At 71.9% G+C, this 21054-nt stretch carries 21 protein-coding genes; 3 read left to right on the forward strand and 18 right to left on the reverse strand.

All coding sequences use genetic code 11. The features are described from left to right. Positions 1-29: 29 nt before the first annotated feature. From ACZ4TO_RS35910 to ACZ4TO_RS35975, 14 genes are all read right to left on the reverse strand, one after another. Entirely contained in the window at positions 30-221 is a 192-nt protein-coding gene (locus ACZ4TO_RS35910; protein ID WP_382791033.1) for a hypothetical protein, read from the reverse strand. Between the two features lie 198 nt (positions 222-419). Next, positions 420-1046 carry a hypothetical protein gene (locus tag ACZ4TO_RS35915; protein ID WP_468026383.1) on the reverse strand — a complete coding sequence of 209 codons (627 nt, stop codon included), beginning with the start codon at positions 1044-1046 and terminating at the stop codon, positions 420-422. 35 nt (positions 1047-1081) lie between these two features. Beyond that, positions 1082-1657: a GNAT family N-acetyltransferase gene (locus tag ACZ4TO_RS35920; RefSeq protein ID WP_468026384.1), complete on the reverse strand. Its 576-nt coding sequence runs from the start codon at positions 1655-1657 to the stop codon at positions 1082-1084. A 4-nt stretch (positions 1658-1661) separates the two neighbouring features. Next, positions 1662-3965, reverse strand: coding sequence for an MMPL family transporter (locus ACZ4TO_RS35925; protein ID WP_382791043.1), 2304 nt, complete (start codon positions 3963-3965; stop codon positions 1662-1664). 183 nt (positions 3966-4148) lie between these two features. Continuing rightward, the gene (locus ACZ4TO_RS35930) at positions 4149-4439 is read right to left on the reverse strand and encodes a hypothetical protein (protein ID WP_468026426.1); all 291 of its coding nucleotides are present in this window, start codon (positions 4437-4439) and stop codon (positions 4149-4151) included. 357 nt (positions 4440-4796) lie between these two features. Then, on the reverse strand, positions 4797-6311 hold the full coding sequence (gatB, locus tag ACZ4TO_RS35935; protein WP_382791050.1) for an Asp-tRNA(Asn)/Glu-tRNA(Gln) amidotransferase subunit GatB: 1515 nt from the start codon (positions 6309-6311) through the stop codon (positions 4797-4799). A 16-nt stretch (positions 6312-6327) separates the two neighbouring features. After that, positions 6328-6558: a hypothetical protein gene (locus ACZ4TO_RS35940; RefSeq protein WP_361693558.1), complete on the reverse strand. Its 231-nt coding sequence runs from the start codon at positions 6556-6558 to the stop codon at positions 6328-6330. 8 nt (positions 6559-6566) lie between these two features. Further along, entirely contained in the window at positions 6567-8072 is a 1506-nt protein-coding gene (gatA, locus tag ACZ4TO_RS35945; RefSeq protein WP_382791053.1) for an Asp-tRNA(Asn)/Glu-tRNA(Gln) amidotransferase subunit GatA, read from the reverse strand. Positions 8073-8077: 5 nt separating this feature from the next. Then, positions 8078-8374 carry an Asp-tRNA(Asn)/Glu-tRNA(Gln) amidotransferase subunit GatC gene (gene gatC / locus ACZ4TO_RS35950; protein ID WP_037622623.1) on the reverse strand — a complete coding sequence of 99 codons (297 nt, stop codon included), beginning with the start codon at positions 8372-8374 and terminating at the stop codon, positions 8078-8080. Between the two features lie 347 nt (positions 8375-8721). Beyond that, the gene (locus tag ACZ4TO_RS35955; RefSeq protein ID WP_385046944.1) at positions 8722-10947 is read right to left on the reverse strand and encodes a putative bifunctional diguanylate cyclase/phosphodiesterase; all 2226 of its coding nucleotides are present in this window, start codon (positions 10945-10947) and stop codon (positions 8722-8724) included. A gap of 260 nt (positions 10948-11207) precedes the next feature. Further along, positions 11208-13403, reverse strand: coding sequence for an NAD-dependent DNA ligase LigA (gene ligA, locus ACZ4TO_RS35960; RefSeq protein WP_468026385.1), 2196 nt, complete (start codon positions 13401-13403; stop codon positions 11208-11210). Between the two features lie 15 nt (positions 13404-13418). Continuing rightward, positions 13419-14426, reverse strand: coding sequence for a methionine synthase (locus ACZ4TO_RS35965; protein WP_468026386.1), 1008 nt, complete (start codon positions 14424-14426; stop codon positions 13419-13421). 30 nt (positions 14427-14456) lie between these two features. Further along, positions 14457-15155 (reverse strand): SDR family oxidoreductase, encoded by a 699-nt coding sequence (locus tag ACZ4TO_RS35970; protein ID WP_468026387.1) that lies wholly within the window; start codon positions 15153-15155, stop codon positions 14457-14459. A 109-nt stretch (positions 15156-15264) separates the two neighbouring features. After that, complete coding sequence (locus ACZ4TO_RS35975; RefSeq protein ID WP_468026388.1) at positions 15265-15804, reverse strand: LOG family protein; 540 nt, start codon at positions 15802-15804, stop codon at positions 15265-15267. 50 nt (positions 15805-15854) lie between these two features. Here ACZ4TO_RS35975 and ACZ4TO_RS35980 point away from each other — a divergent pair, with 50 nt between their 5' ends. Both ACZ4TO_RS35980 and ACZ4TO_RS35985 read left to right on the forward strand, forming a co-directional pair. Then, positions 15855-16178: a DUF427 domain-containing protein gene (locus tag ACZ4TO_RS35980; protein WP_382791072.1), complete on the forward strand. Its 324-nt coding sequence runs from the start codon at positions 15855-15857 to the stop codon at positions 16176-16178. Between the two features lie 64 nt (positions 16179-16242). Continuing rightward, positions 16243-17034, forward strand: coding sequence for an alpha/beta fold hydrolase (locus ACZ4TO_RS35985; protein WP_468026389.1), 792 nt, complete (start codon positions 16243-16245; stop codon positions 17032-17034). A gap of 57 nt (positions 17035-17091) precedes the next feature. Here the strand turns inward: ACZ4TO_RS35985 and mnmA are convergent, their stop codons facing one another. Continuing rightward, the gene (gene mnmA / locus ACZ4TO_RS35990) at positions 17092-18213 is read right to left on the reverse strand and encodes a tRNA 2-thiouridine(34) synthase MnmA (protein ID WP_468026390.1); all 1122 of its coding nucleotides are present in this window, start codon (positions 18211-18213) and stop codon (positions 17092-17094) included. 60 nt (positions 18214-18273) lie between these two features. Between mnmA and ACZ4TO_RS35995 the strand changes: the two genes are divergently transcribed. Beyond that, entirely contained in the window at positions 18274-18978 is a 705-nt protein-coding gene (locus tag ACZ4TO_RS35995) for an N-acetylmuramoyl-L-alanine amidase (RefSeq protein ID WP_468026391.1), read from the forward strand. 122 nt (positions 18979-19100) lie between these two features. On the opposite strand, the gene ACZ4TO_RS36000 is transcribed toward ACZ4TO_RS35995, so the two are convergent. From ACZ4TO_RS36000 to ACZ4TO_RS36010, 3 genes are all read right to left on the reverse strand, one after another. Then, complete coding sequence (locus ACZ4TO_RS36000; RefSeq protein WP_468026392.1) at positions 19101-20270, reverse strand: cysteine desulfurase family protein; 1170 nt, start codon at positions 20268-20270, stop codon at positions 19101-19103. A gap of 69 nt (positions 20271-20339) precedes the next feature. Then, entirely contained in the window at positions 20340-20552 is a 213-nt protein-coding gene (locus ACZ4TO_RS36005) for a DUF4190 domain-containing protein (RefSeq protein WP_468026427.1), read from the reverse strand. Positions 20553-20779: 227 nt separating this feature from the next. Continuing rightward, complete coding sequence (locus ACZ4TO_RS36010; protein WP_355767555.1) at positions 20780-20947, reverse strand: hypothetical protein; 168 nt, start codon at positions 20945-20947, stop codon at positions 20780-20782. Positions 20948-21054 lie beyond the last annotated feature (107 nt).

A 21054-nucleotide genomic window follows, 5' to 3' on the forward strand; every position in this document is an offset into this window, starting at 1 on the left:
TGCCGGGCCGTCCACGGGAGCCCCGGTGTTCACGCGGTGCGGGCCGACCGGTGCCTGCGGGGGCTGTCGCTATGGGCGCGTTCGCCGTCGTTCTGTGCGGACCGCCGGGCGGCGCGGCGGGCGGCCCGGCGGCCGTCGGCGGCTTCCTTGGCGAGCCGGTAGGTCTGGGCCCTGCGGATCATTTCGTCGGACCGGATCTGCTGGAGCTCGAACTCGAACATCTCGTACCCCTCGTGAAGAGTCGGTTTCGGTCTCGCTTGTTCGCGATGCCTCAACCTTCGTCTCCCAGGGGGGTGCGCCACATCGGGAGAGTTCCGCATCTTGGGGACGCGAAGGGCCTTAGGGCGGCGGCCGGATTCCCGTGCCGGCCCTAAGGCCCCTCTGAGGTGCCGGTTCGCCGGCGGTGCCGGGCCCGGGACTCAGCTCGTGGAGGGCAGTCCGAGGAGGATGTCGGAGTACTTGGCGACCGCGAGCACCAGGCCCACGACGCCGAGGGAGACGCCCGCCCAGGAGACGGACTTGATCCAGGCGGCCTGCGGCCTGCCGGGGGCGCCGAAAGCGGGCCGGACCAGCACCACGACGCCGACGATCAGCGCGGCGAGCGCGAAGAGGCCGCCGACCAGGGCGGTGGTCGCCCAGGCGTCGCCGTAGACCTCCTTGACCTGCGTGGCCACGCTCGCGGTCGACGAGGTCTGGAGCTGGCCGATCAGGGTCTCGCGGGCGGCCGCCACGGTGGCGACCCAGCTCCCGGTCAGCGACACCAGGCCGAGTGCGGCGGACACGACGGCGGCGGCGCCCTGGCCGACCCCGCCGTCCCGTGCCGTCTCGGCGTCCGCGAGCGCGGCGAGGTCGTCGTCGGCCTGCTCGCCGAGGTCCTCGTCGGCCTCGTCCGGCTTCTCGTCGGCCGCGGCCTCGGCCCCGGTCACGGTCCCTTCGTCCGCGGCCGCCTCGGCCGTTCCGGCCTTGGTGACGTCCACGGTCCGCTCGTCGCGCTGCGCCTCGGTACCGGTGTCGGCCCCGGTCTCGTCAACTGTCTTGGTTCCCATGCGTGGCACCGTACGGACGCTGTCTGAGAGCTTCCTTAATGTTCCGCGGAGGGGGTGTGCGCGCGTGCGGCACGCCACTCGGGGGCGAGTACGGACCACACCTCGAGGTCGTGCCGGACCCCGTGGTGGGGATGCTTCTCGCGGAGTACGCCGTCCCGGCTCAGGCCGAGCCGCCGGGCCACGTTCAGGCTAGGGACGTTGCCCGCGGCGGCGACCCACTCGACGCGGTGGATGCCGCGCTCCTCGACCGCCCAGTCGATGAGGATCCGCATCGCGCGGGTGACCAGACCGCGTCCGGAGGCGGCGGGTTCCAGCCAGCAGCCGACCTCGCAGTTGCCCTGGGCCGCGTCGAAGTTCAGGAAGAGCACACCGCCCACGAGCTTCCCGTCCAGCCACAGGCCGTGCAGGGACCCGGTGTCGGCGCAGCGCATGTCCGCGTACCTCTGGAGCTGCGCCCGCGCGGACGGCACGTCCGTGGACCGGGCCCCGAAGGGGATGAACTGCCCGATGAACTCGCGTCCGCGGTCCAGGTGCGCGAGGAACTCCTCCGCGTGCCAGGGCTCCAGGGGCCGCAGTTCCGCTCCGTCGTCGCCCAGGGATATCGCGTACATCCCGTCACCGCTCCTTCGTCGTCACGTCCTTCACCCCGGCGTCCGGCACCGCGACGCCCCGCGCCCCGGCGTCGGTCGCCGCGGGGCCCAGTACGTCCGCCGCCTCGGCGTCCGTGGCCTCGGCCAGCCTCTCATGCGCGGCCCGGCACTCGGGCGGCTCGATGCTGATGCGCGGCAGCCTCTTGTCGAGCGCCCGGGGCAGCCACCAGTTGGCGTCGCCGAGCAGGTGCATGAGGGCGGGGACGAGGAGCGTGCGCAGGACGAAGGCGTCCAGCGCGACGGCGGAGGCCAGGGCGATGCCGAACATCGCGATCACGCGGTCGCCGCTGAGCACGAAGGCGAGGAAGACCGAGATCATGATGACGGCGGCGGAGTTGATCACCCGGCTGGTCTCGGCGAGGCCGACGCGTACGGCACGCCGGTTGTCACCGGTCTCCAGCCACTCCTCGTACATCCGGCTCACCAGGAAGACCTGGTAGTCCATGGACAGGCCGAAGAGCACCGACACCATGATCACGGGCAGGAAGGGCTCGATCGGGCCCGCCCGGCCGAGCCCGAGCAGCTCGCTGCCCCAGCCCCACTGGAAGATCGCGACGACGACTCCGAAGGCGGCGGCGACGGCGGCGATGTTCATGGCCGCGGCCTTGAGCGGGATGCCGATCGAACGGAACGCGAGCAGCAGCAGGACACAGCCGAGGCTGATCACGACACCGACGAAGAGTGGGAGCTTTCCGATGATGACGTCCGCGAAGTCGTCGTAGCTCGCCGTCACACCCCCGACCTGTACGTCCAGGGAGGTGCCCGACTCGGCGCGCGGCAGGACGTCGGTGCGCAGCCGGTCGACGAGGTCGCTGGTCTTCTGGGACTGCGGGGCGGAGTCGGGGACGACGGTGAGGAAGGCGGTGTCGCCGACGCCGTTGTACGTCACCGGGGTCGCCGAGGCGACGCCCTCGGTGGACCGCAGCGTGGCGTCCAGGTTGTCCAGGGCGAGCCGGTCCTCGGCGCCGCCGACCTTGGTGACGAGGGTCAGGGGCCCGTTCACGCCGGGGCCGAAGCCCTCCGAGACGAGGTCGTACGCCTGCCGGGTGGTCGTCGTCCTCGGGTCGTTGCCCTGGTCGGACGTGCCCAGGTGGAGGGAGAGCGTGGGCAGGGCGAGCACGGCCATCACGACGACGGCCACGACACCGAGCAGCTTGGGGTGGCGTTCCACGAAGGCGGACCAGCGGGCGGCGAACCCGGTGGCCATCTCCGGTTCGGGCCCGTGCTCCTCCAGCCGCCGCCGCTCGCGGCGGCTGAGCGCGCGGGGGCCGATGAAGGACAGCAGCGCGGGCAGCAGGGTCACGGAGGCCGCGACGGTGAGCACGACGGTCAGGGAGGCGGCGATCGCCACGCCGTTGAGGAAGCTGAGCCGCAGGATGAGCATGCCCAGCAGGGCGATGCAGACGGTGGCGCCGGCGAAGACGACCGCGCGTCCGGTGGTGGCCACGGCGTTCCGCGCCGCCTCGGCCACCGGCAGTCCGCGTTTGAGGCCGCGCCGGTGTCTGGTCACGATGAACAGCGCGTAGTCGATCCCGACGCCGAGGCCCACCAGCATGCCGAGCATGGGGGCGAAGTCGGCGACGGTCATGACGTGTCCGAGGAGCACGATGCCGAAGTACGCCGTGCCCACGCCGACCAGGGCGGTGGCGATGGGCAGCATGGAGGCGGCGAGCGAGCCGAAGGCGAGGAAGAGGACCACGGCGGCGACGGCCACGCCGACGATCTCGGCCGTGTGTCCGCCGGACGGCTTGGTGAGGGAGATCGCGGTGCCGCCCAGCTCGACGTCGAGTCCCTTGGCCTCGGCGTCCTTGGCGGTGTCGACGACGGCCTGGACCTCGCCCTTGTCGAGGTTCTCGGCCCGGTCGGCGAAGGTGACGGTCGCGTACGCCGTCCGGCCGTCCCGGCTGATCCCGCCGTCCGTGCCCGTCCGGCCCGACCCCTCGTGCTTGTAGGGACTGTCGACGGAGGCCACTCCGGGAAGCTTCTCGATCTTGTCCAGGGCCCGGGTCATCGACTGTTCGACGTCGGCGGAGCGGACCGTGCCCGAGCCGGTGTGCCAGACAACGGTGTCGCTGTCGCCGCCGAGCCCGGGGAATCCGCTGTTCAGGAGCTGCGTCGCACGGCCCGATTCGGTGCCGGGGACTTCGTAGTCGTTGGAGTACGAGGAGCCCGCCGCGGACGCGGCCGCGGTCACACCGCCGAAGGCCAGAAGCCAGAGCAGGACGGTGACGAGGCGATGCTGGACGCACCACCGTGCAAGGGCTGCCACGAGCGAGCTCCCCGGGGGATTTGTGGATCTTTATCGGGAACTGCCCGCAAAGAACACATGACTAATGCGTCATCACTCTTGCAGCACGAACTGATCCTTTGTCGCATTCGTGGGCTTACTCACAGGGTGGCGACCGATGTCACACGGCATGCGCGTGGCCTCCGTCACCCCACCGGCCACAGCTCAGTCCAACTGGTCACCCACGGCCATGACCATCACTCCGGCGATCATCAGCCACAGGGCCCGCCGGGTGCGGCCCCTGGCGCCGAGCGCCGACGCGCCCGCGCACAGGACGGCCCCCGAGGCGTAGGAGAGGGGTATGAGCGCGCTTCCCGAGCCGCCGGTGCGCATCGCCGACGCGGCGAGTCCGGCGACGGTCAGCAGGACTCCGGTACCGATCGCGGTCCAGCGCGCCCGGCGCGCCTCGGGATCCTCGTCCCCTTCGTCGTCCGGATCCCCGTCCTCCGGATCCAGGTGCCCGTCCCCGTCCCCGTCCCCGTCCCCGTCCTTCGGAGCCTGGTCCCGGTCCTCCGGCTCGGCGGGGTCGTGGTCCTCGCGGCCGTCGGGGTCACGCGGCGCGCGCTCCCGGGTCTCGGCGGTGCCGTCATGCGCCCCGGCCGTACGGTCACGCGTCCCGGTCGTGGCGTCGTGCGTCTCGTCGTGCGTCTCGCTGGTGCCGTCGTGCGTTCCGGCCGTGCCGTCGTGCGTCTCGGAGTCGGTGCTTCCACTCATGGCGCGGGAGCGTAGCGCGTTGACCTGAGCCCGCCGACACAGACCCCAGGGGGTGCACCGGTCACGGCGCACCCCCTGGGATGTGGGAAAACCCGGATCTCAGCCCTCGGAGACGCCCAGCTTCTCCAGGATGAGCTCCTTGACGCGAGCGGCGTCGGCCTGGCCGCGGGTGGCCTTCATGACCGCGCCGACGAGCGCGCCGACGGCCTGGACCTTGCCGCCACGGATCTTGTCGGCGATGCCCGGGTTCCCGGCGATGGCCTCGTCGACGGCGGCGGTCAGCGCGCCCTCGTCCGAGACGACCTTCAGACCGCGCTTGTCGACGACCTCGTCCGGGGTGCCCTCGCCGGCGAGGACGCCCTCGATGACCTGACGGGCCAGCTTGTCGTTCAGATCGCCGGAGGCGACCAGCTCGGACACCCGGGCGACCTGTGCCGGGGTGATCGGCAGGTCCTCCAAGGCCGTGGCCGACTCGTTGGCGCTGCGGGCCAGCTCGCCCATCCACCACTTGCGGGCGGAGGTGGAGTCGGCACCGGCCTCGATCGTCGCGACGATCGAGTCGATGGCACCGGCGTTGAGCATCGACTGCATGTCGTGGGCGTTGACGCCCCACTCCTCGCGCAGCCGGTTGCGGCGGGCCAGCGGCTGCTCGGGCAGTCCGGCGCGCAGCTCCTCGACCCACTCACGGGACGGGGCGACGGGGACGAGGTCGGGCTCCGGGAAGTACCGGTAGTCCTCCGCCTCCTCCTTCACGCGGCCCGAGGTCGTGGACCCGGTGTCCTCGTGGAAGTGACGGGTCTCCTGGATGATCGTGCCGCCGGAGTTCAGCACCGCGGCGTGGCGCTGGATCTCGAAGCGGGCGGCACGCTCGACGGAACGCAGGGAGTTGACGTTCTTCGTCTCGGAGCGCGTGCCGAACTTCTCACGCCCGTGCGGACGCAGCGAGAGGTTCACGTCGCAGCGCATCTGGCCCTGCTCCATGCGGGCCTCGGAGACGCCGAGCGCCTTGATGAGCTCGCGCAGCTCGGCGACGTACGCCTTGGCCACCTCGGGAGCCCGCTCGCCCGCGCCCTCGATCGGCTTGGTGACGATCTCGATGAGCGGGATGCCCGCGCGGTTGTAGTCGAGCAGGGAGTGCGAGGCGCCGTGGATGCGGCCGGTGGCACCGCCGACGTGCAGCGACTTACCGGTGTCCTCCTCCATGTGGGCGCGCTCGATCTCCACGCGGAAGATCTCGCCGTCCTCGAGCTGGACGTCCAGATAGCCGTTGAAGGCGATCGGCTCGTCGTACTGCGAGGTCTGGAAGTTCTTCGGCATGTCCGGATAGAAGTAGTTCTTCCGGGCGAAGCGGCACCATTCGGCGATCTCGCAGTGCAGCGCGAGGCCGATCTTGATGGCGGACTCGACTCCGGTCGCGTTGACGACCGGGAGGGCGCCGGGCATGCCGAGGCAGGTCGGGCACGTCTGCGAGTTGGGCTCGGCGCCCAGCTCGGTCGAGCAGCCGCAGAACATCTTCGTCTTGGTGCCGAGTTCGACATGGACTTCGAGGCCCATGACGGGGTCGTACGACGCGAGCGCGTCCTCGTACGACACCAGGTCGATCGTGGTGGTCACGGTGAAAACTTCCCTCTCAGCCCAGCAGGACGTCGTCGTCGCCCAGGCGCTTGAGCTCCCGGTAGAGGATGGCGAGGCCGGTGACGATGGCGGCGGCGGACACGGCGGCGTCGATGAGGCGCAGCGTGTCGTTCTCCTTGCGGGCCCTCTTGACCTGCTTCGCGACACCGAGGGCGCCGAACGCCGTGCCCGCCATGGACAGATACGTGCCGGACTTGGACTTCTTGAAACCCTTGGCCTTGGACATTGCCTTGCTCACAGCGACGGAGCCTCCTCAAGCAGCGGGTGGCCCCACTTTTCCACGAAGGCGGCCTCGACGGCGGCTCCGACCTTGTACAGACGGTCGTCCTTGAGCGCCGGGGCGATGATCTGCAGACCCACCGGGAGGTTGTCCTCGGGGGCGAGACCGCAGGGCAGCGACATGGCGGAGTTGCCGGCCAGGTTGGTCGGAATGGTGCACAGGTCCGCGAGGTACATCGCCATCGGGTCGTCGGCGCGCTCGCCGATCGGGAAGGCGGTGGTGGGCGTCGTCGGCGAGACGATCACGTCGACCTGCTCGAACGCCTTCTCGAAGTCGCGCGTGATGAGCGTACGGACCTTCTGGGCGCTGCCGTAGTACGCGTCGTAGTAGCCGGAGCTGAGGGCGTACGTGCCGAGCATGACGCGGCGCTTGACCTCGGGGCCGAAGCCGGCCTCGCGGGTGAGGGCCGTGACGTCCTCGGCGGAGCGGGTGCCGTCGTCGCCCGTGCGCAGGCCGTAGCGCAGGCCGTCGAAGCGGGCGAGGTTGCTCGAACACTCCGACGGGGCGATCAGGTAGTACGCGGAGAGCGCCAGGTCGAAGGACGGGCAGTCCAGCTCGACGATCTCGGCGCCCAGCTCCTTGAGCATGGTGACGGCCTCGTCGAAGCGCTGCACGACACCGGCCTGGTAGCCCTCGCCGCGGAACTGCTTGACGACGCCGACGCGCATGCCGGAGACGCTGCCGTTGCGGGCGGCCTCGACGACCGGCGGGACCGGGGCGTCGATGGAGGTCGAGTCGAGCGGGTCGTGCCCGGCGATGACCTCGTGGAGCAGGGCCGCGTCCAGGACCGTACGGGCGCAGGGGCCGCCCTGGTCGAGGGAGCTGGAGAACGCCACCATGCCGTAGCGGGAGACCGCGCCGTACGTCGGCTTGACGCCGACCGTGCCGGTGACGGCGGCCGGCTGGCGGATGGAACCGCCGGTGTCGGTGCCGATGGCGAGGGGCGCCTGGTACGAGGCGAGGGCCGCGGAGGAGCCGCCGCCGGAGCCGCCGGGGATCCGGGTGAGGTCCCAGGGGTTGCCGGTCGGGCCGTACGCGCTGTTCTCGGTGGAGGACCCCATGGCGAACTCGTCCATGTTGGTCTTGCCGAGGATGACGACGTCGGCGGCCTTGAGGCGCTTGGTGAGCGTCGCGTCGTACGGCGGGATCCAGCCTTCGAGGATCTTCGAGCCGACGGTGGTCGGGATGCCCTCGGTGGTGAAGATGTCCTTCAGCGCGAGCGGGACGCCGGCCAGCGGGCCGAGCTTCTCGCCTGCCGCGCGCTTGGCGTCCACGGCGCGGGCCTGCGCGAGCGCGCCCTCGCGGTCGACGTGCAGGAAGGCGTGCACCTTCTCGTCGACGGCCTCGATCCGGGCCAGGTGGGCCTCGGTGACCTCGACGGCGGTGAGCTCGCCGGCCGCGATCTTCTGGGCGATCTCGGCCGCGGTGAGCTTGATGATGTTGACGTTGGTGTCCGTCATGGTGATTAGTCCTCCCCCAGGATCTGCGGCACCTTGAAACGCTGCTGCTCCTGGGCCGGGGCGCCGGAGAGCGCCTGCTCGGGGGTGAGCGACGGACGGACCTCGTCCACGCGCATGACGTTCGTCAGCGGCAGCGGATGAGAGGTCGGCGGTACGTCTTGGTCGGCGACCTCGCTGACGCGGGCGACCGCGCCGATGATGTCGTCGAGCTGGCCTGCGAAGTGGTCGAGCTCTTCGCCCTTCAGCTCCAGACGCGCCAGCCGTGCGAGGTGGGCGACCTCCTCGCGCGTGATGCCAGGCATGCAGCGATCCTCTGGGGTGAGTGCGGTGTGGTTTGGCCCAATCCTATGGGGCCCGGGCCGATGCCCGCGCCCGGGTTTGCCGGGCCACGCCGACACCCCGGCCTCCGGCCGGACGTCCCCCACCCACGCACCACCCGTTCACCGTCCGACGAGAAGCCGGACTCTCCCGCCCGCCGTCCCGCCGTCGGCGGCCGACGGACCGACACCCGGCCTGCGGCCGGACGTCTCCCACCCACGCACCACCCGTTCACCGTCCGACGAAAAGCCGAGCTCTCCCGCTCGGTCGTCCCGCCGTCGGCGGGCCTCGCGGCGAGGGGGACGGTCGGCCGGAGGGCGGGGCCGAGTTGCTACTCGGCGGCAGGGAGCGCGGCTCGGGGGCGCTGCCAGCCGCGGGCTCCCCGGGCGAGCAGCCAGGCCGTCGCCTCCTCGGGCGGCATCGCGGCGGCGACGAGCCACCCCTGGACGGCGTCACACCCCAGATCCCGCAGCCGCTCCCACGTCTCGTCGTCCTCGACCCCCTCAGCCACGACGAGGAGCCCCAGCGAATGGGCGAGGTCGACGGTGCACCGCACGATCTCGGCGTCCTCGGCGTCGACGGCGAGCCGCGCGACGAACGAACGGTCGATCTTCAGCTCGCTGACCGGCAGCCGGCGCAGATGGACCAGGGAGGAGTACCCGGTGCCGAAGTCGTCCAGCGACATCTTCACGCCGTGCCCGGTGAGCGCCGCCAGGGTGTCGGCGGCACGCTGCGGGTCCTCCAGGAGCACATGCTCCGTTATCTCCAGTTGGAGCGCTCCCGCGGGCACTCCGTGCCGGGCCAGCCGCGCGGCGACGGCGCCCGCGAACCCCGGGGTGTGCACGTCGCGCGGCGACACGTTCACCGCGACCGGCACGTACAGCCCCTGTGCCCGCCAGCGCGCGACCTGCCCGAGGGCCGTCTCCAGGACGTACTCGGTGAGGTGCGGCATCAGCCCGGACGACTCGGCGATGGCGATGAACTCGTCCGGCGGCACCTTGCCGCGCTCGGGATGCACCCAGCGCACCAGCGCCTCCAGCCCGGCCACCTGTCCGTCGAAGCGGACCTTGGGCTGGTAGTGCAGTTCGACGTCGCCGGTGTCCAGGGCCCGGCGCAGATCGCCGAGCAGACCGAGCCGGTCGGGGGTGTTGGAGTCCCGCTTGGACTCGTACACCTCGACGCCCGTACGGTCCCGCTTCGCCTGGTACATCGCGATGTCGGCCAGGCGCAGCAGCCCCTCCGCGTCGAGCGCGTGGTCGGGGAAGACGGCGAGCCCGGCACTGGCCTCCAGGACGAGGGTGAGCCCGTCCAGGTCGAGCGGCGAGCCGAGGGTGGCGACCAGATTGCGGGCCACCCGCGTGGCCGACGTGGTGGAGTCCACGACCGGCAGTAACACGGCGAACTCGTCGCCTCCGAGCCGCGCGGCCTCCGCCCCGCGCGGCAGTGCCAGCCGCAGCCGCTCGGCTATCTGGAGGAGCAGCCGGTCACCGGCGAGGTGTCCCAGGGTGTCGTTCACCGAACGGAAGCGGTCCAGGTCGATGAGCAGGAGTGCGGAGCGCACGCCGATGCGCTCGGCGTCGTCCAGGGCCGTCCAGGTGCGTTCCAGCAGCCACTGACGGTTCGGCAGCCCGGTCAGCGGGTCGCGCAGTTGCTCCTCGGCCCGGGCCCGGGCTATCCACAGGGTGGAGTCGAGGGCGATCAGCGGGATCGAGAACAGGGGCAGCAGGGCCGGCTGGGCCGTCGCGACGACACAGATCAGCGGCGCGATGCCGAGCAGGGCCACGGCGACGAGTCCGTGCCTGACCAGGGCCGTACGGGCGACGGTGGGCAGGCCCCCACGCGGCGTGTTCAGGTACCAGAGCAGGGCGCGGGTGACGGCGAGATAGGCGCCGGCGACCAGCACGACCTGGGGTGCGGCGTAGAACGTCCAGGTGTCGGGGGCCCAGGGCGTCTCGACGCTCGGGAACCGTCCGAACGACGCGAGGACCAGGGCTCCGGCGCCGATGCCGAGGATGTCGACGGCGCCGTGCACGATGCCCTGGCGCCAGCGGTTGCGGCGGGCGGTGCCCACCAGGACGACGACGGTGAGGCTGACCATCCCGGCCGGGACCCAGCCGTACAGCAGCAGGACCGCGAGGGTGAGCGCGGCGCCGGAACCGGTGGCTCCCCACCAGCGGGCCCGGCCGAGGGCGACCAGGTGACCGACGATGACGCCGGTCAGCAGGGCCAGCGCCCAGCCGACGGTGCCGCACGGGAAGAGGGCGTGATGACCGCTGAACGCCCGGTAGAAGCCCGCCCCCAGGACGAACGCGGCCGTGGCCACGACCGCCGTGGGCAGCGTCGGCCAGGACAGATGGCGCTCGGGGTCCTGGCCGGGCAGGCCGGTGCCGGCGGTGAGGGCGGCGGGGCCGGCGGGAACGGGGAGCGGGGCGGCGCCGAGCCCGCTCCGGGCGGCGCGCTCCGACTGCCGTCCCGTCCGCAGGCCGGTCAGCCACGCGCCGGTCGTCCGGCGCGGGCGCAGCCGTGAGTCGGGAGCGGCGCTCTCGGTCGGTTCCATTCCCGTCCCTCTCACTGCCGGCGGTGCCGACGCCACACGATCCGTTGCCGGCGACAGCGGCCAACGGTGCTGCGTCGGAAAACCCTTCCCTCCGCTCATGCGGAGTCGAGGATGCGCCGGCCGCGGCCGGGCACGGCAGGCGCACACGTCAACAGTAGGCCGCGGAAGGCTTCCACGGGCAGCGGTCGTCGACGGTTGCCCGAATGCGACCTGGTCACCCGTATATCCCCGATTTGCTCCGAACGGGTGGTCTTGAACCCCTATTCCTCGATCGGAAGGGCGACTTCCGCAGCCGCGTCCGGTCCCTGCGCCAACAGGACCGCGAAGCCCTCCTCGTTCAGGACCGGAACCTTCAACTGCATCGCTTTGTCATACTTCGAGCCGGGATTGTCGCCCACCACGACGAAGGACGTCTTCTTCGAGACGGAGCCGGTCACCTTTGCTCCACGGCTCTGCAGCTCCTCCTTCGCCCCGTCCCGTGTGTGGTGTTCGAGCGTGCCCGTGACCACGACCGTGAGGCCTTCGAGCGGTCGCGGCCCCTCGTCCTCCCCCGCGCCCTCGTCCTCCATCCGGACGCCGGCCGCCTTCCACTTGCGGATGATCTCGCGATGCCAGTCCTCGGCGAACCATTCCTTGAGCGAGGCGGCGATGATCGCCCCGACGCCCTCGGTGGTGGCGAGCTCCTCCTCCGTGGCCGCCTCGATGCGCTCCACGGAACGGAACTCCCGGGCCAGCGCCTCGGCCGCGACGGGCCCGACGTGACGGATCGACAGACCGGTCAGCACGCGCGCGAGCGGCCGCTCCTTGGCCGCGGCGATGTTCTCCAGCATGGCAAGCGCGTTCTTCTTCGGCTCGCCCTGCTGGTTGGCGAAGACCGTGGCGATCTTCTCCTCGCCGGTCCTCGGATCACGCTTGGGCAGCCCGCTGTCCTGGTCGAGGACGTACGCCTTGATGGGCAGCAGCCGCTCGATCGTGAGGTCGAAGAGGTCGCTCTCGTCCTTCAGCGGCGGGTCGGAGGGTTCCAGCGGCTTGGTGAGGGCCGCCGCCGCCACGTACCCGAAGTGCTCGATGTCCAGCGCCTTGCGCCCCGCGAGGTAGAACAGCCGCTCGCGCAACTGGGCGGGGCAGGCCCGCGCGTTCGGGCAGCGCAGGTCGACGTCGCCCTCCTTCATGGGCCGCAGCGCCGTACCGCATTCGGGGCACTCGGCCGGCATCACGAACTCCCGCTCGGTGCCGTCGCGCAGGTCGGCGACCGGTCCGAGGATCTCGGGGATGACGTCACCCGCCTTGCGCAGCACCACCGTGTCCCCGATGAGGACGCCCTTGGCCTTCACCACGTCCTGGTTGTGCAGGGTGGCGAACTCGACCTCGGAGCCCGCGACCGTCACCGGCTCGACCTGCGCGTACGGAGTGACCCGGCCCGTACGGCCCACGCCGACACGGATGTTGACGAGCTTGGTGTTGACCTCCTCGGGCGCGTACTTCCAGGCGATCGCCCAGCGGGGTGCGCGCGCGGTGGAGCCGAGCCGGCCCTGGAGGGGGATCTCGTCGAGCTTGACGACCACCCCGTCGATCTCGTGCTCCACGGAGTGGCGGTTCTCCCCGTAGTTCGCGATGAACGCCCGTACGCCGTCGAGGTCGTCGACCACCTCGGCGTACCGCGTCGTCGGCAGCCCCCACGAGTGGAGCAGGCCGTAGGCCTCGGAGAGCCGGCCCAGTCCCTCGAAGCCCTCCAGGGCGCCGATGCCGTGGACGACCATGTGGAGCGGCCGGGACGCGGTGACGCGCGGGTCCTTCTGCCGCAGCGAACCGGCCGCCGCGTTACGGGGGTTGGCGAACGGCTTGTCACCCGCCGCCACCAGCCGGGCGTTGAGCTCCTCGAACTTCTCCATCGGGAAGTAGACCTCGCCGCGGATCTCCACGAGGTCGGGGACGTGATCGCCGGTCAGACGGTCCGGGATCTCCGCGATCGTACGGACGTTGGGCGTGATGTCCTCGCCCGTGCGGCCGTCACCGCGGGTCGCCGCGCGGGTGAGACGGCCCCGCTCGTACGTGAGGTTGACGGCGAGGCCGTCGACCTTCAGCTCGCACAGGAAGTGGTGGTCGGAGGCGCCCACGTCCCTGGCCACGCGCTCGGCCCACGCCGCCAGTTCCAGGTCGGTGAAGGCGTTGTCGAGCGACAGCATGCGCTGCCGGTGCTGGACCGAGGTGAATTCCGTGGCGTAGGCCCCGGCGACCTTCTGGGTCGGCGAGTCCGGTGTCCGCAGCTCGGAGTACTCCTCCTCCAGCGCCTCCAGGGAACGCAGCAGCGTGTCGAACTCCGCGTCGCTGACGACCGGGGCGTCCTTCACGTAGTACCGGAAGCGGTGCTCCTCGATCTGCTCGGCGAGCTGCGCGTGCCGCTCGCGTGCCTCGGCGGGTACCGATGTGGGCTCTGCGTGCATTTCGCCGGCCACCGTTGTGTCCTCCCGTTACTCTGGGTTGTCCGCGAGGGATCTCGCCGCCCGGACGCAGTGGGCCAGCGCCCTGCGCGCGAAGTCGGGGGAGGCCCCCGCGAGTCCGCACGACGGAGTGAGCGTGACGGCCTCCGCGAGAAGACCCGGCCGCAGCCCCAGCCTGCGCCACAACGTCCTGACACCCATGACGCTACCGGCAGGGTCCGACAATGGGACGTCCACGCCGGGGACGACACCGGCGAACAGACGGGTACCGCCCTCGACCGCTTCCCCGATCGCCTCGTCGTCACGCTCGGTGAGGAGGGAGAAGTCGAACGAGATCGCCGCCGCGCCCGCCCGGCGCAGCAGGGCGAAGGGGACGTCCGGAGCGCAGCTGTGGACCACGACGGGGCCGCCGCCGTTCACCGCGACGACGTCCCGCAGCGTGGCCTCGGCGATCTGACGGTCGACCGCGCGGTGGGTGCGGTAGCCGCTGGCGGTCGGCACCCGGCCGCGCAGCACGGAGACCAGGGAGGGCTCGTCGAGCTGGAGGACGATCTCGGCTCCCGGGATCCGCCGGCGGACCTCGTCGAGGTGGAGACGCAGTCCCTCGGCGAGCGAGCCGGCGAGGTCGCGGCAGGCGCCGGGGTCGGAGAGGGCGGACTCGCCGTTCCTCAGCTCCAGCGCGGCGGCCAGCGTCCAGGGACCGACGGCCTGCACCTTGAGGGGTCCCTCGTACCCCTGGGTGAACTCCTCCAGGGCGTCGAGGTCCTCCCCCAGCCACGACCTGGCCCGCTTGGTGTCCCGGCCCGGCCGGTCCCCGAAGCGCCAGCCGCTGGGCTCCACGCGCGCGTACAGCTCGACGAGCATCCCCGCGGTCCGGCCGATCATGTCCGCCCCGGGCCCGCGGGCGGGCAGTTCGGCGAGGAAGGGGAAGTCCTCGAAGGATCCGGTGACGGTCCTCGCGGTCTCCCGCGCGTCACCGCCCGGCATGGATCCGACGCCGGTGGCGGAGCCGAACCTGAACTCGCTGTTTTCGCTCACCCCGGAAGCCTACGGAATCCCGCGCGGAGGTCAGCCTCCCGGGCGCACCGTCAGGTCGTTGACCTCGGCGTCGCGGGGCAGGTCGAGCGCCATCACGATCGTGGTCGCCACCGACTCGGGGTCGATCCACTTAGAGGCGTCGTACTCCTTGCCCTCCTGCTGGTGGACCTTGGCCTGCATGGGGCTGGCGGTGCGCCCCGGGTAGACGGAGGTCACGCGGACGCCGGCCGCGTGCTCCTCGTGGCGCAGCGAGTCGGCGAGGGCCTTCAGGCCGTGCTTGGAGGCGGCGTAGGCGGACCAGTCGGCGTGGGCGTTCAGTCCGGCTCCGGAGTTCACGAAGACCACGTGGCCCTGGGCGAGGCGGAGCTGGGGCAGGAAGTGGCGGGTGAGTTCGGCGGGAGCGACCAGGTTGACGTTGAGCTGGTGGCGCCAGGACTTCGGGGTCAGTTCGCCGACCGGGCCGAGGTCGACCACGCCAGCGATGTGCAGCAGGGAGTCGATGCTGCCCGGGAGCGCCTGGTGCGAGAACGCCCAGGAGAGCTTGTCGGGATCCGCCAGGTCGCCGACCAGGGTCTTCGCGCCGGGGAACGCGGCGGCCAGTTCCTTCGCGCGGCCGGCGTCGCGCGCGTGGAGCACGAGTTCGTCCCCGCGCGCGTGCAGACGGCGGGCGACGGCCGCGCCGATGCCGGAACCGGCCCCGGTGATCACATGTGTAGCCATGGACGCCATGCTCGCATCACCGGGCGCCGGTCTCGAACCGCCCGCCGGGCATCTCGGCGGACGGCGTCCCGAACCGCCCGCCACCTCGGCGGGTGCCGGTCGCGTACCGCGCGGACGGTCAGCGGATGCCGACGCTCTCCTCCAGGTAGGCGAGCGCCCCCACCGGCTCCTCGGCGAAGAACACCAGGTCGGTGAGGGGGCGCGGCAGGAAGCCCTCGGTGTCCATCCGCCGGAACTGCTCCTTGAGGCCGTCGTAGAAGCCGGCCGTGTTCAGCAGGACGACCGGCTTCTCGGTCTTCCCGTGCTTCTTCAGCTCCAGGATCTCGGTCGCCTCGTCCAGGGTGCCGGTGCCGCCGACCATGACGACGACCGCGTCGGCCTTCGCCAGGAGCAGCGCCTTGCGCTCGGCCAGGTCACGGGCGACGACCATCTCTTCGGCGCCCGGGCGGGCCCGGTCGGCCAGGAAGTCCACGGAGACGCCCACGAGCCGTCCGCCCGCCTGCTGCACCCCGTCGGCGACGACCTTCATGAGTCCGACGTCGGAACCGCCCCACACGAGGGTGTGGCCGCCCTTTCCGAGGAGTTCGGCGAACTCCCGCGCGGGGCGTGTGTAGCGGTCGTCGAGGTCGGCGGCGGAGAGGAAGACGCAGATGTTCATGGCTTCACCGTACGCGGGAACGATTCGGGGCCCGCGAGCGCTTTCCCTGTATGGCTGAAGGACACACGATCACCATCGAGCAGGGCACGCGGAGCGTCCGTGTCGTGCACGGCGGCCAGGTCCTGGCGGAGAGCGACCGCCCCCTGGTGCTGCGCGAGACGGGCTGTCCGGTGCGCTACTACATCCCGCCCGAGGACGTCCGCCTGGACCTGCTGACGCCTTCCGACACCCACACGTACTGCCCGTTCAAGGGCACCGCGTCCTACTGGTCGCGTCCCGGCGCGGCCGATCTGGTGTGGGCCTACCCCGATCCCAAGCCCGATGTCGCCGAGATCAGGGACCATCTGTGCTTCTACGAGGTCGACGTGTCCTGAGATCCGGGCGGACGCGGGCGTGGTGACGCGATGAGTTCCCGGGCTGCGGGCAGTCTGTGCAGGCATGGACAAGAAGACCATCTCGCGCGACGGGACACCCATCGCGTACGAACGCCACGGTGACGGCCCGACGGTCGTCCTGGTCGGCGGTGCCATGTGCACCGGCGCCACGCTCGCGCCGCTCGCCGAGGCCCTCTCGGACCGCTTCGGCGCCGTCACCTACGACCGGCGGGGCCGCGGCGACAGCGGCGACACGGCGCCCTTCGCGGTGGCCCGTGAGATCGAGGACATCGCGGCACTGATCGAGACCTTCGGGGGCAGCGCGGCGCTCTACGGCATCTCGTCGGGCGGCGCGCTGGCCCTGGAGGCGGCCATGAGCGGGCTGCCCGTCCGTGAAGTCGTCGTCTACGAGACGCCGTTCGCCGTCGACGAGGTCGCGGGCAAGCAGCGGGCCGAGTACACCGAACGGCTGACGGAACTGCTCGGCCAGGACCGGCGCGGCGACGCCGTCGAACTGTTCCTGACCCTCGTGGGCACGCCCCCGGAGATGATCTCCGGGGTGCGCATGTCCCACGCCTGGCCCGGTATGGAGGCCATCGCGCCGACCCTGGCCTACGACGACGCCGCCATGGGGAGGGGCGAGAGCCGGGTGCCCCGCGAGCGGCTGGCCACTCTCTCCCTGCCCCTGCTGTCCGTCGCGGGCGACGCCAGCCCCGCGTGGATGCGCGAGGCGGCGCGGAGCATCGCGGAGGCGGCGCCGAACGGGTCGTACCGCACGCTGGAGGGTCAGACCCACATGGTGGATCCCCGGGTGCTGGCTCCGGTGCTGGCGGAGTTCTTCCGTACGGGCGTCTAGGCGGCCGGGCGACCAGTCGATCGGGCAAGGGGGCGAGGTCCCCCTCGCCCGGTCCGGCTAGACGTCCGCCGTCGCGCGCGTGGTCGTCGCGATCGTCGCCGAGCCCACCACGCGGGTGCCGTCGTACAGGACGATCGCCTGGCCGGGCGCGACGCCGCGGACCGGCTCGGTGAAGGTGACCCGCAGCTCGCCGTCGACGAGGTCGGCGCTCACCTCCGTCTCGCCCCCGTGGGCGCGGAGCTGGGCGGTGTAGGTGCCGGGGCCGGTCGGGGCCACGCCGCACCAGCGGGGCTTGATCGCGGTCAGCGCGGACACGTCCAGGGAGGCGGCCGGGCCGACCGTGACCGTGTTGTTCACCGGTGAGATGTCGAGGACGTAGCGGGGCTTGCCGTCGGCGGCCGGGGTGCCGATGCGCAGTCCCTTGCGCTGGCCGATCGTGAAGCCGTAGGCGCCCTCGTGGGTGCCGATCGTGGCGCCGCTCTCGTCGACGATGTCGCCCTCGGCCTTGCCGAGCCGGCCCGCGAGGAAGCCCTGGGTGTCGCCGTCGGCGATGAAGCAGATGTCGTGCGAGTCGGGCTTCTTGGCGACGGCCAGGCCCCGGCGCTCGGCCTCGGCCCGGATCTCGTCCTTGGTGGTGACCGTGTCGCCGAGCGGGAACAGCGCGTGGGCGAGCTGGCGGTCGTCCAGGACGCCGAGGACGTACGACTGGTCCTTGGCCATGTCCGAGGCGCGGTGCAGCTCGCGGGTGCCGTCCTCGCGGACGATCACCTGGGCGTAGTGGCCGGTGCAGACCGCGTCGAAGCCGAGCGCGAGCGCCTTGTCCAGCAGCGCGGCGAACTTGATCTTCTCGTTGCAGCGGAGGCACGGGTTCGGCGTGCGGCCGGCCTCGTACTCGGCGATGAAGTCCTCGACGACGTCCTCGCGGAAGCGCTCGGCGAGGTCCCAGACGTAGAACGGGATGCCGATGACGTCGGCGGCCCTGCGGGCGTCGCGCGAGTCCTCGATGGTGCAGCAGCCGCGCGCGCCGGTCCGGAACGATTGCGGGTTCGCCGAGAGGGCGAGGTGCACGCCCGTCACGTCGTGCCCGGCCTCGGCGGCACGGGCGGCGGCTACGGCGGAGTCCACTCCGCCCGACATGGCGGCGAGGACGCGGAGGGGGCGCTGCGAGGTGTCAGTCATAACCCCTCCAGAGTACGGGGCCGCGGGAACCGGGACCCGCGAGTATCCGTTGAAGATCGCATGGGGGCGAAAAAGGGGAGTCCGGGAGCGCCGCGAAGCCGTGGAGCCGCGGCGGGAGCCGGGGACGGCGACAAGCCGGTCGGCCGCCGGGTGCTGCTGATCGGCGGTCTGGTGGCCGCCGCGAGCGCGGCCGGTCTCGCCCGGGAGAAGCTGTCGCACCTGTGGTGGCGGCTGCCGGGCGTGGAGAAGTCACGCGTGGCCGGGGCGGTGGACTTCCGGGGCGCGCAGTGGGTGGCGGCCTCCGCGGCGAACTGGCGGCGGGCGGACCGACCCGACGACTACGGGATAGACCGCGTGGTCGTCCATGTCACCCAGGGCAGCTTCGCGAGCGCGGTACGGGTCTTCCAGGACCCCAAGCACGGAGCCGCAGCGCACTACATCGTGCGCAAGGACGGCCATGTCACGCAGATGATCCGCGAGCTGGACGTGGCGTTCCACGCGGGAAACCGCTCGTACAACGAACGCAGTGTCGGCATCGAGCACGAGGGATTCGTCGACCGCCCCTCCTCGTTCACGGACGCGATGTACGAGGCGTCGGCGCGGCTGACGGCCGGGATCTGCGGGCGGTACGGCATTCCCGTGGACCGCGAGCACATCATCGGGCACGTCGAGGTCCCGGGCACGGACCACACGGATCCCGGGCGGCACTGGGACTGGGACCGGTACATACGGCTCGTCCGGCGGGCACGTACGGCGTCCGCCTGACCCGGGCCGATCGGTCCCGGCCCCGGGTCTCCTCCGGGTGCCGATCCCGGCCCCGGCTCTCCCGGCCCCGGCTCTCCCGGTCCCGGTTCTCCCGATCCGGTCCCGGTCCTCGGCGGGTGAGGTCAGGTGAGGCCCGCCCGGCGCGCCCGTTCCACCGCAGGGCCGATGGCCTGCGCCACCGCGGCGACGTCGGCCCGGGTGGAGGTGTGGCCCAGGGAGAAGCGCAGGGTGCCCCGGGCGAGGTCGGGGTCGGTGCCGGTGGCGAGGAGGACGTGGCTCGGCTGGGCCACCCCCGCCGTGCAGGCCGATCCGGTGGAGCACTCGATGCCCTGCGCGTCGAGCAGCAGGAGCAGCGAGTCGCCCTCGCAGCCGGGGAACGTGAAGTGGGCGTTCGCGGGCAGCCGGCCCCCGGGTGCCGGGTCTCCGCCGAGGATGGCGTCGGGCACGGCCTTCACGACCGCGTCGGCCAGGTCGTCGCGCAGGGCGCCGATCTCGCGGGCGAACCACTCCTGGCGTTCGGCGGCCAGCCGTCCGGCGACCGCGAAGGACGCGATGGCGGGCACGTCGAGCGTGCCGGAGCGGACGTGGCGTTCCTGACCGCCGCCGTGCAGCACGGGAACCGGGGTGTACTCACGGCCGAGGAGCAGCGCGCCGATCCCGTACGGGCCGCCGATCTTGTGGCCGGACACCGTCATCGCGGCGAGGCCGGAGGCCGCGAAGTCGACGGGGACCTGACCGAAGGCCTGGACCGCGTCGGCGTGCAGCGGGACGTCGAACTCGGCCGCGACGTCGGCGAGTTCGCGGACCGACATGATGGTGCCGATCTCGTTGTTGGCCCACATGACCGTGGCGAGGGCGACGTCCTCGGGGTTGCGGGCGATGGCCTCGCGCAGGGCCTCGGGGTGGACGCGGCCGTAGGCGTCGACGGGCAGGTACTCGACCGTGGCGCCCTCGTGCTCGCCGAGCCAGTGGACCGCGTCGAGGACGGCGTGGTGCTCGACGGGGCTCGCGAGCACGCGGGTGCGGGCCGGGTCGGCGTCCCTGCGGGACCAGTACAGGCCCTTCACCGCGAGGTTGTCGGCCTCGGTGCCGCCGGAGGTGAGGACCACCTCGCTGGGGCGGGCGCCGAGGGAGTCCGCCAGGGTCTCGCGGGCCTCCTCGACCGCGCGCCGCGCGGTGCGGCCGGCGGCGTGGAGGGAGGAGGCGTTGCCCGTGACGCCCAGTCGGGCGGTCAGTGCCTCTACTGCCTCGGGAAGCATGGGGGTGGTCGCGGCGTGGTCGAGGTAAGCCATGGTGGGCTCGATTCTACGGGCCCGCTCCCCCTCGCCCCGGCCCCCCGTCCCCTGGGCCCCGTGGCGGCCTCAGAAGCTCCAGGACACCGTGTTGTCGACCTGCATGAAGGCGACCAGGACGACCAGGTCGGCGATCCCCAGGCCGAGGCCGAGGAACGCGCGGCCGCGGCGGACCGTGCCGCGCCACAGCGCGACGGAGGCGAGCACGATGGCGATGGGGCCCAGGAAGAGGTTCAGCACGAGCAGGCCGAGCAGGCCGAGGACGAAGGAGGCCACGGCCATGCCGTCGGCGTCCTTGACGCCGGTCCGGCGCGTGGCGCGGACGGCCCCGGCGGCACCGGGGGTGCGCGCGGCTTCGGCGGTGCGGTCGGCGCCGGTGGTGGCCGTGCGGGTGGAGCGGGTGGTGCCGGTGGTGCGCGCGGTGAGTTCCATGACGTGAGTCAGCTCCCAACGGTCAGTTGGTGAAGGGGTGGACCAACGGCCGGTCGGCAAAGGTGCGGGACCAACGGTCAGTTGGCGGAGGAGTGGCGTCGGCGGGCCCCGCGCTCACGCAGCGCGAAGACGATCAGCCAGACGCCGATGACGGCCGCGGCGGCGAGGGTGAAGCTCAGCGGCGCGTGCGCCACGGAGCCCATCACAACGCCGAGCAGCAGGAGTGCGGCGACGAGGAACAGCATGAGATGCCTCTCGAAGAAGTCTCGAAGTCCGGTCTCGGAACCTCCGGCACCTCAACGGTGAGGGCCCGATGTTTCCGGGACTTGACGACTCAGTGAACGGTTGTAGT

The organism is Streptomyces sp. NPDC028298, assembly GCF_055565895.1.

What these genes read in the sequence shown, in the direction of transcription:
- ACZ4TO_RS35910 (WP_382791033.1), bottom strand. Translation starts at nt 221, where the DNA reads ATGTTCGAGTTCGAGCTCCAGCAGATCCGGTCCGACGAAATGATCCGC.
- ACZ4TO_RS35915 (WP_468026383.1), bottom strand. Translation starts at nt 1,046, where the DNA reads ATGGGAACCAAGACAGTTGACGAGACCGGGGCCGACACCGGTACCGAG.
- ACZ4TO_RS35920 (WP_468026384.1), bottom strand. Translation starts at nt 1,657, where the DNA reads ATGTACGCGATATCCCTGGGCGACGACGGAGCGGAACTGCGGCCCCTG.
- ACZ4TO_RS35940 (WP_361693558.1), bottom strand. Translation starts at nt 6,558, where the DNA reads ATGTCCAAGGCCAAGGGTTTCAAGAAGTCCAAGTCCGGCACGTATCTG.
- gatA (WP_382791053.1), bottom strand. Translation starts at nt 8,072, where the DNA reads ATGACGGACACCAACGTCAACATCATCAAGCTCACCGCGGCCGAGATC.
- gatC (WP_037622623.1), bottom strand. Translation starts at nt 8,374, where the DNA reads ATGCCTGGCATCACGCGCGAGGAGGTCGCCCACCTCGCACGGCTGGCG.
- ACZ4TO_RS35955 (WP_385046944.1), bottom strand. Translation starts at nt 10,947, where the DNA reads ATGGAACCGACCGAGAGCGCCGCTCCCGACTCACGGCTGCGCCCGCGC.
- ACZ4TO_RS35970 (WP_468026387.1), bottom strand. Translation starts at nt 15,155, where the DNA reads ATGGCGTCCATGGCTACACATGTGATCACCGGGGCCGGTTCCGGCATC.
- ACZ4TO_RS35975 (WP_468026388.1), bottom strand. Translation starts at nt 15,804, where the DNA reads ATGAACATCTGCGTCTTCCTCTCCGCCGCCGACCTCGACGACCGCTAC.
- ACZ4TO_RS35980 (WP_382791072.1), top strand. Translation starts at nt 15,855, where the DNA reads ATGGCTGAAGGACACACGATCACCATCGAGCAGGGCACGCGGAGCGTC.
- ACZ4TO_RS35985 (WP_468026389.1), top strand. Translation starts at nt 16,243, where the DNA reads ATGGACAAGAAGACCATCTCGCGCGACGGGACACCCATCGCGTACGAA.
- mnmA (WP_468026390.1), bottom strand. Translation starts at nt 18,213, where the DNA reads ATGACTGACACCTCGCAGCGCCCCCTCCGCGTCCTCGCCGCCATGTCG.
- ACZ4TO_RS35995 (WP_468026391.1), top strand. Translation starts at nt 18,274, where the DNA reads ATGGGGGCGAAAAAGGGGAGTCCGGGAGCGCCGCGAAGCCGTGGAGCC.
- ACZ4TO_RS36000 (WP_468026392.1), bottom strand. Translation starts at nt 20,270, where the DNA reads ATGGCTTACCTCGACCACGCCGCGACCACCCCCATGCTTCCCGAGGCA.
- ACZ4TO_RS36005 (WP_468026427.1), bottom strand. Translation starts at nt 20,552, where the DNA reads ATGGCCGTGGCCTCCTTCGTCCTCGGCCTGCTCGGCCTGCTCGTGCTG.
- ACZ4TO_RS36010 (WP_355767555.1), bottom strand. Translation starts at nt 20,947, where the DNA reads ATGCTGTTCCTCGTCGCCGCACTCCTGCTGCTCGGCGTTGTGATGGGC.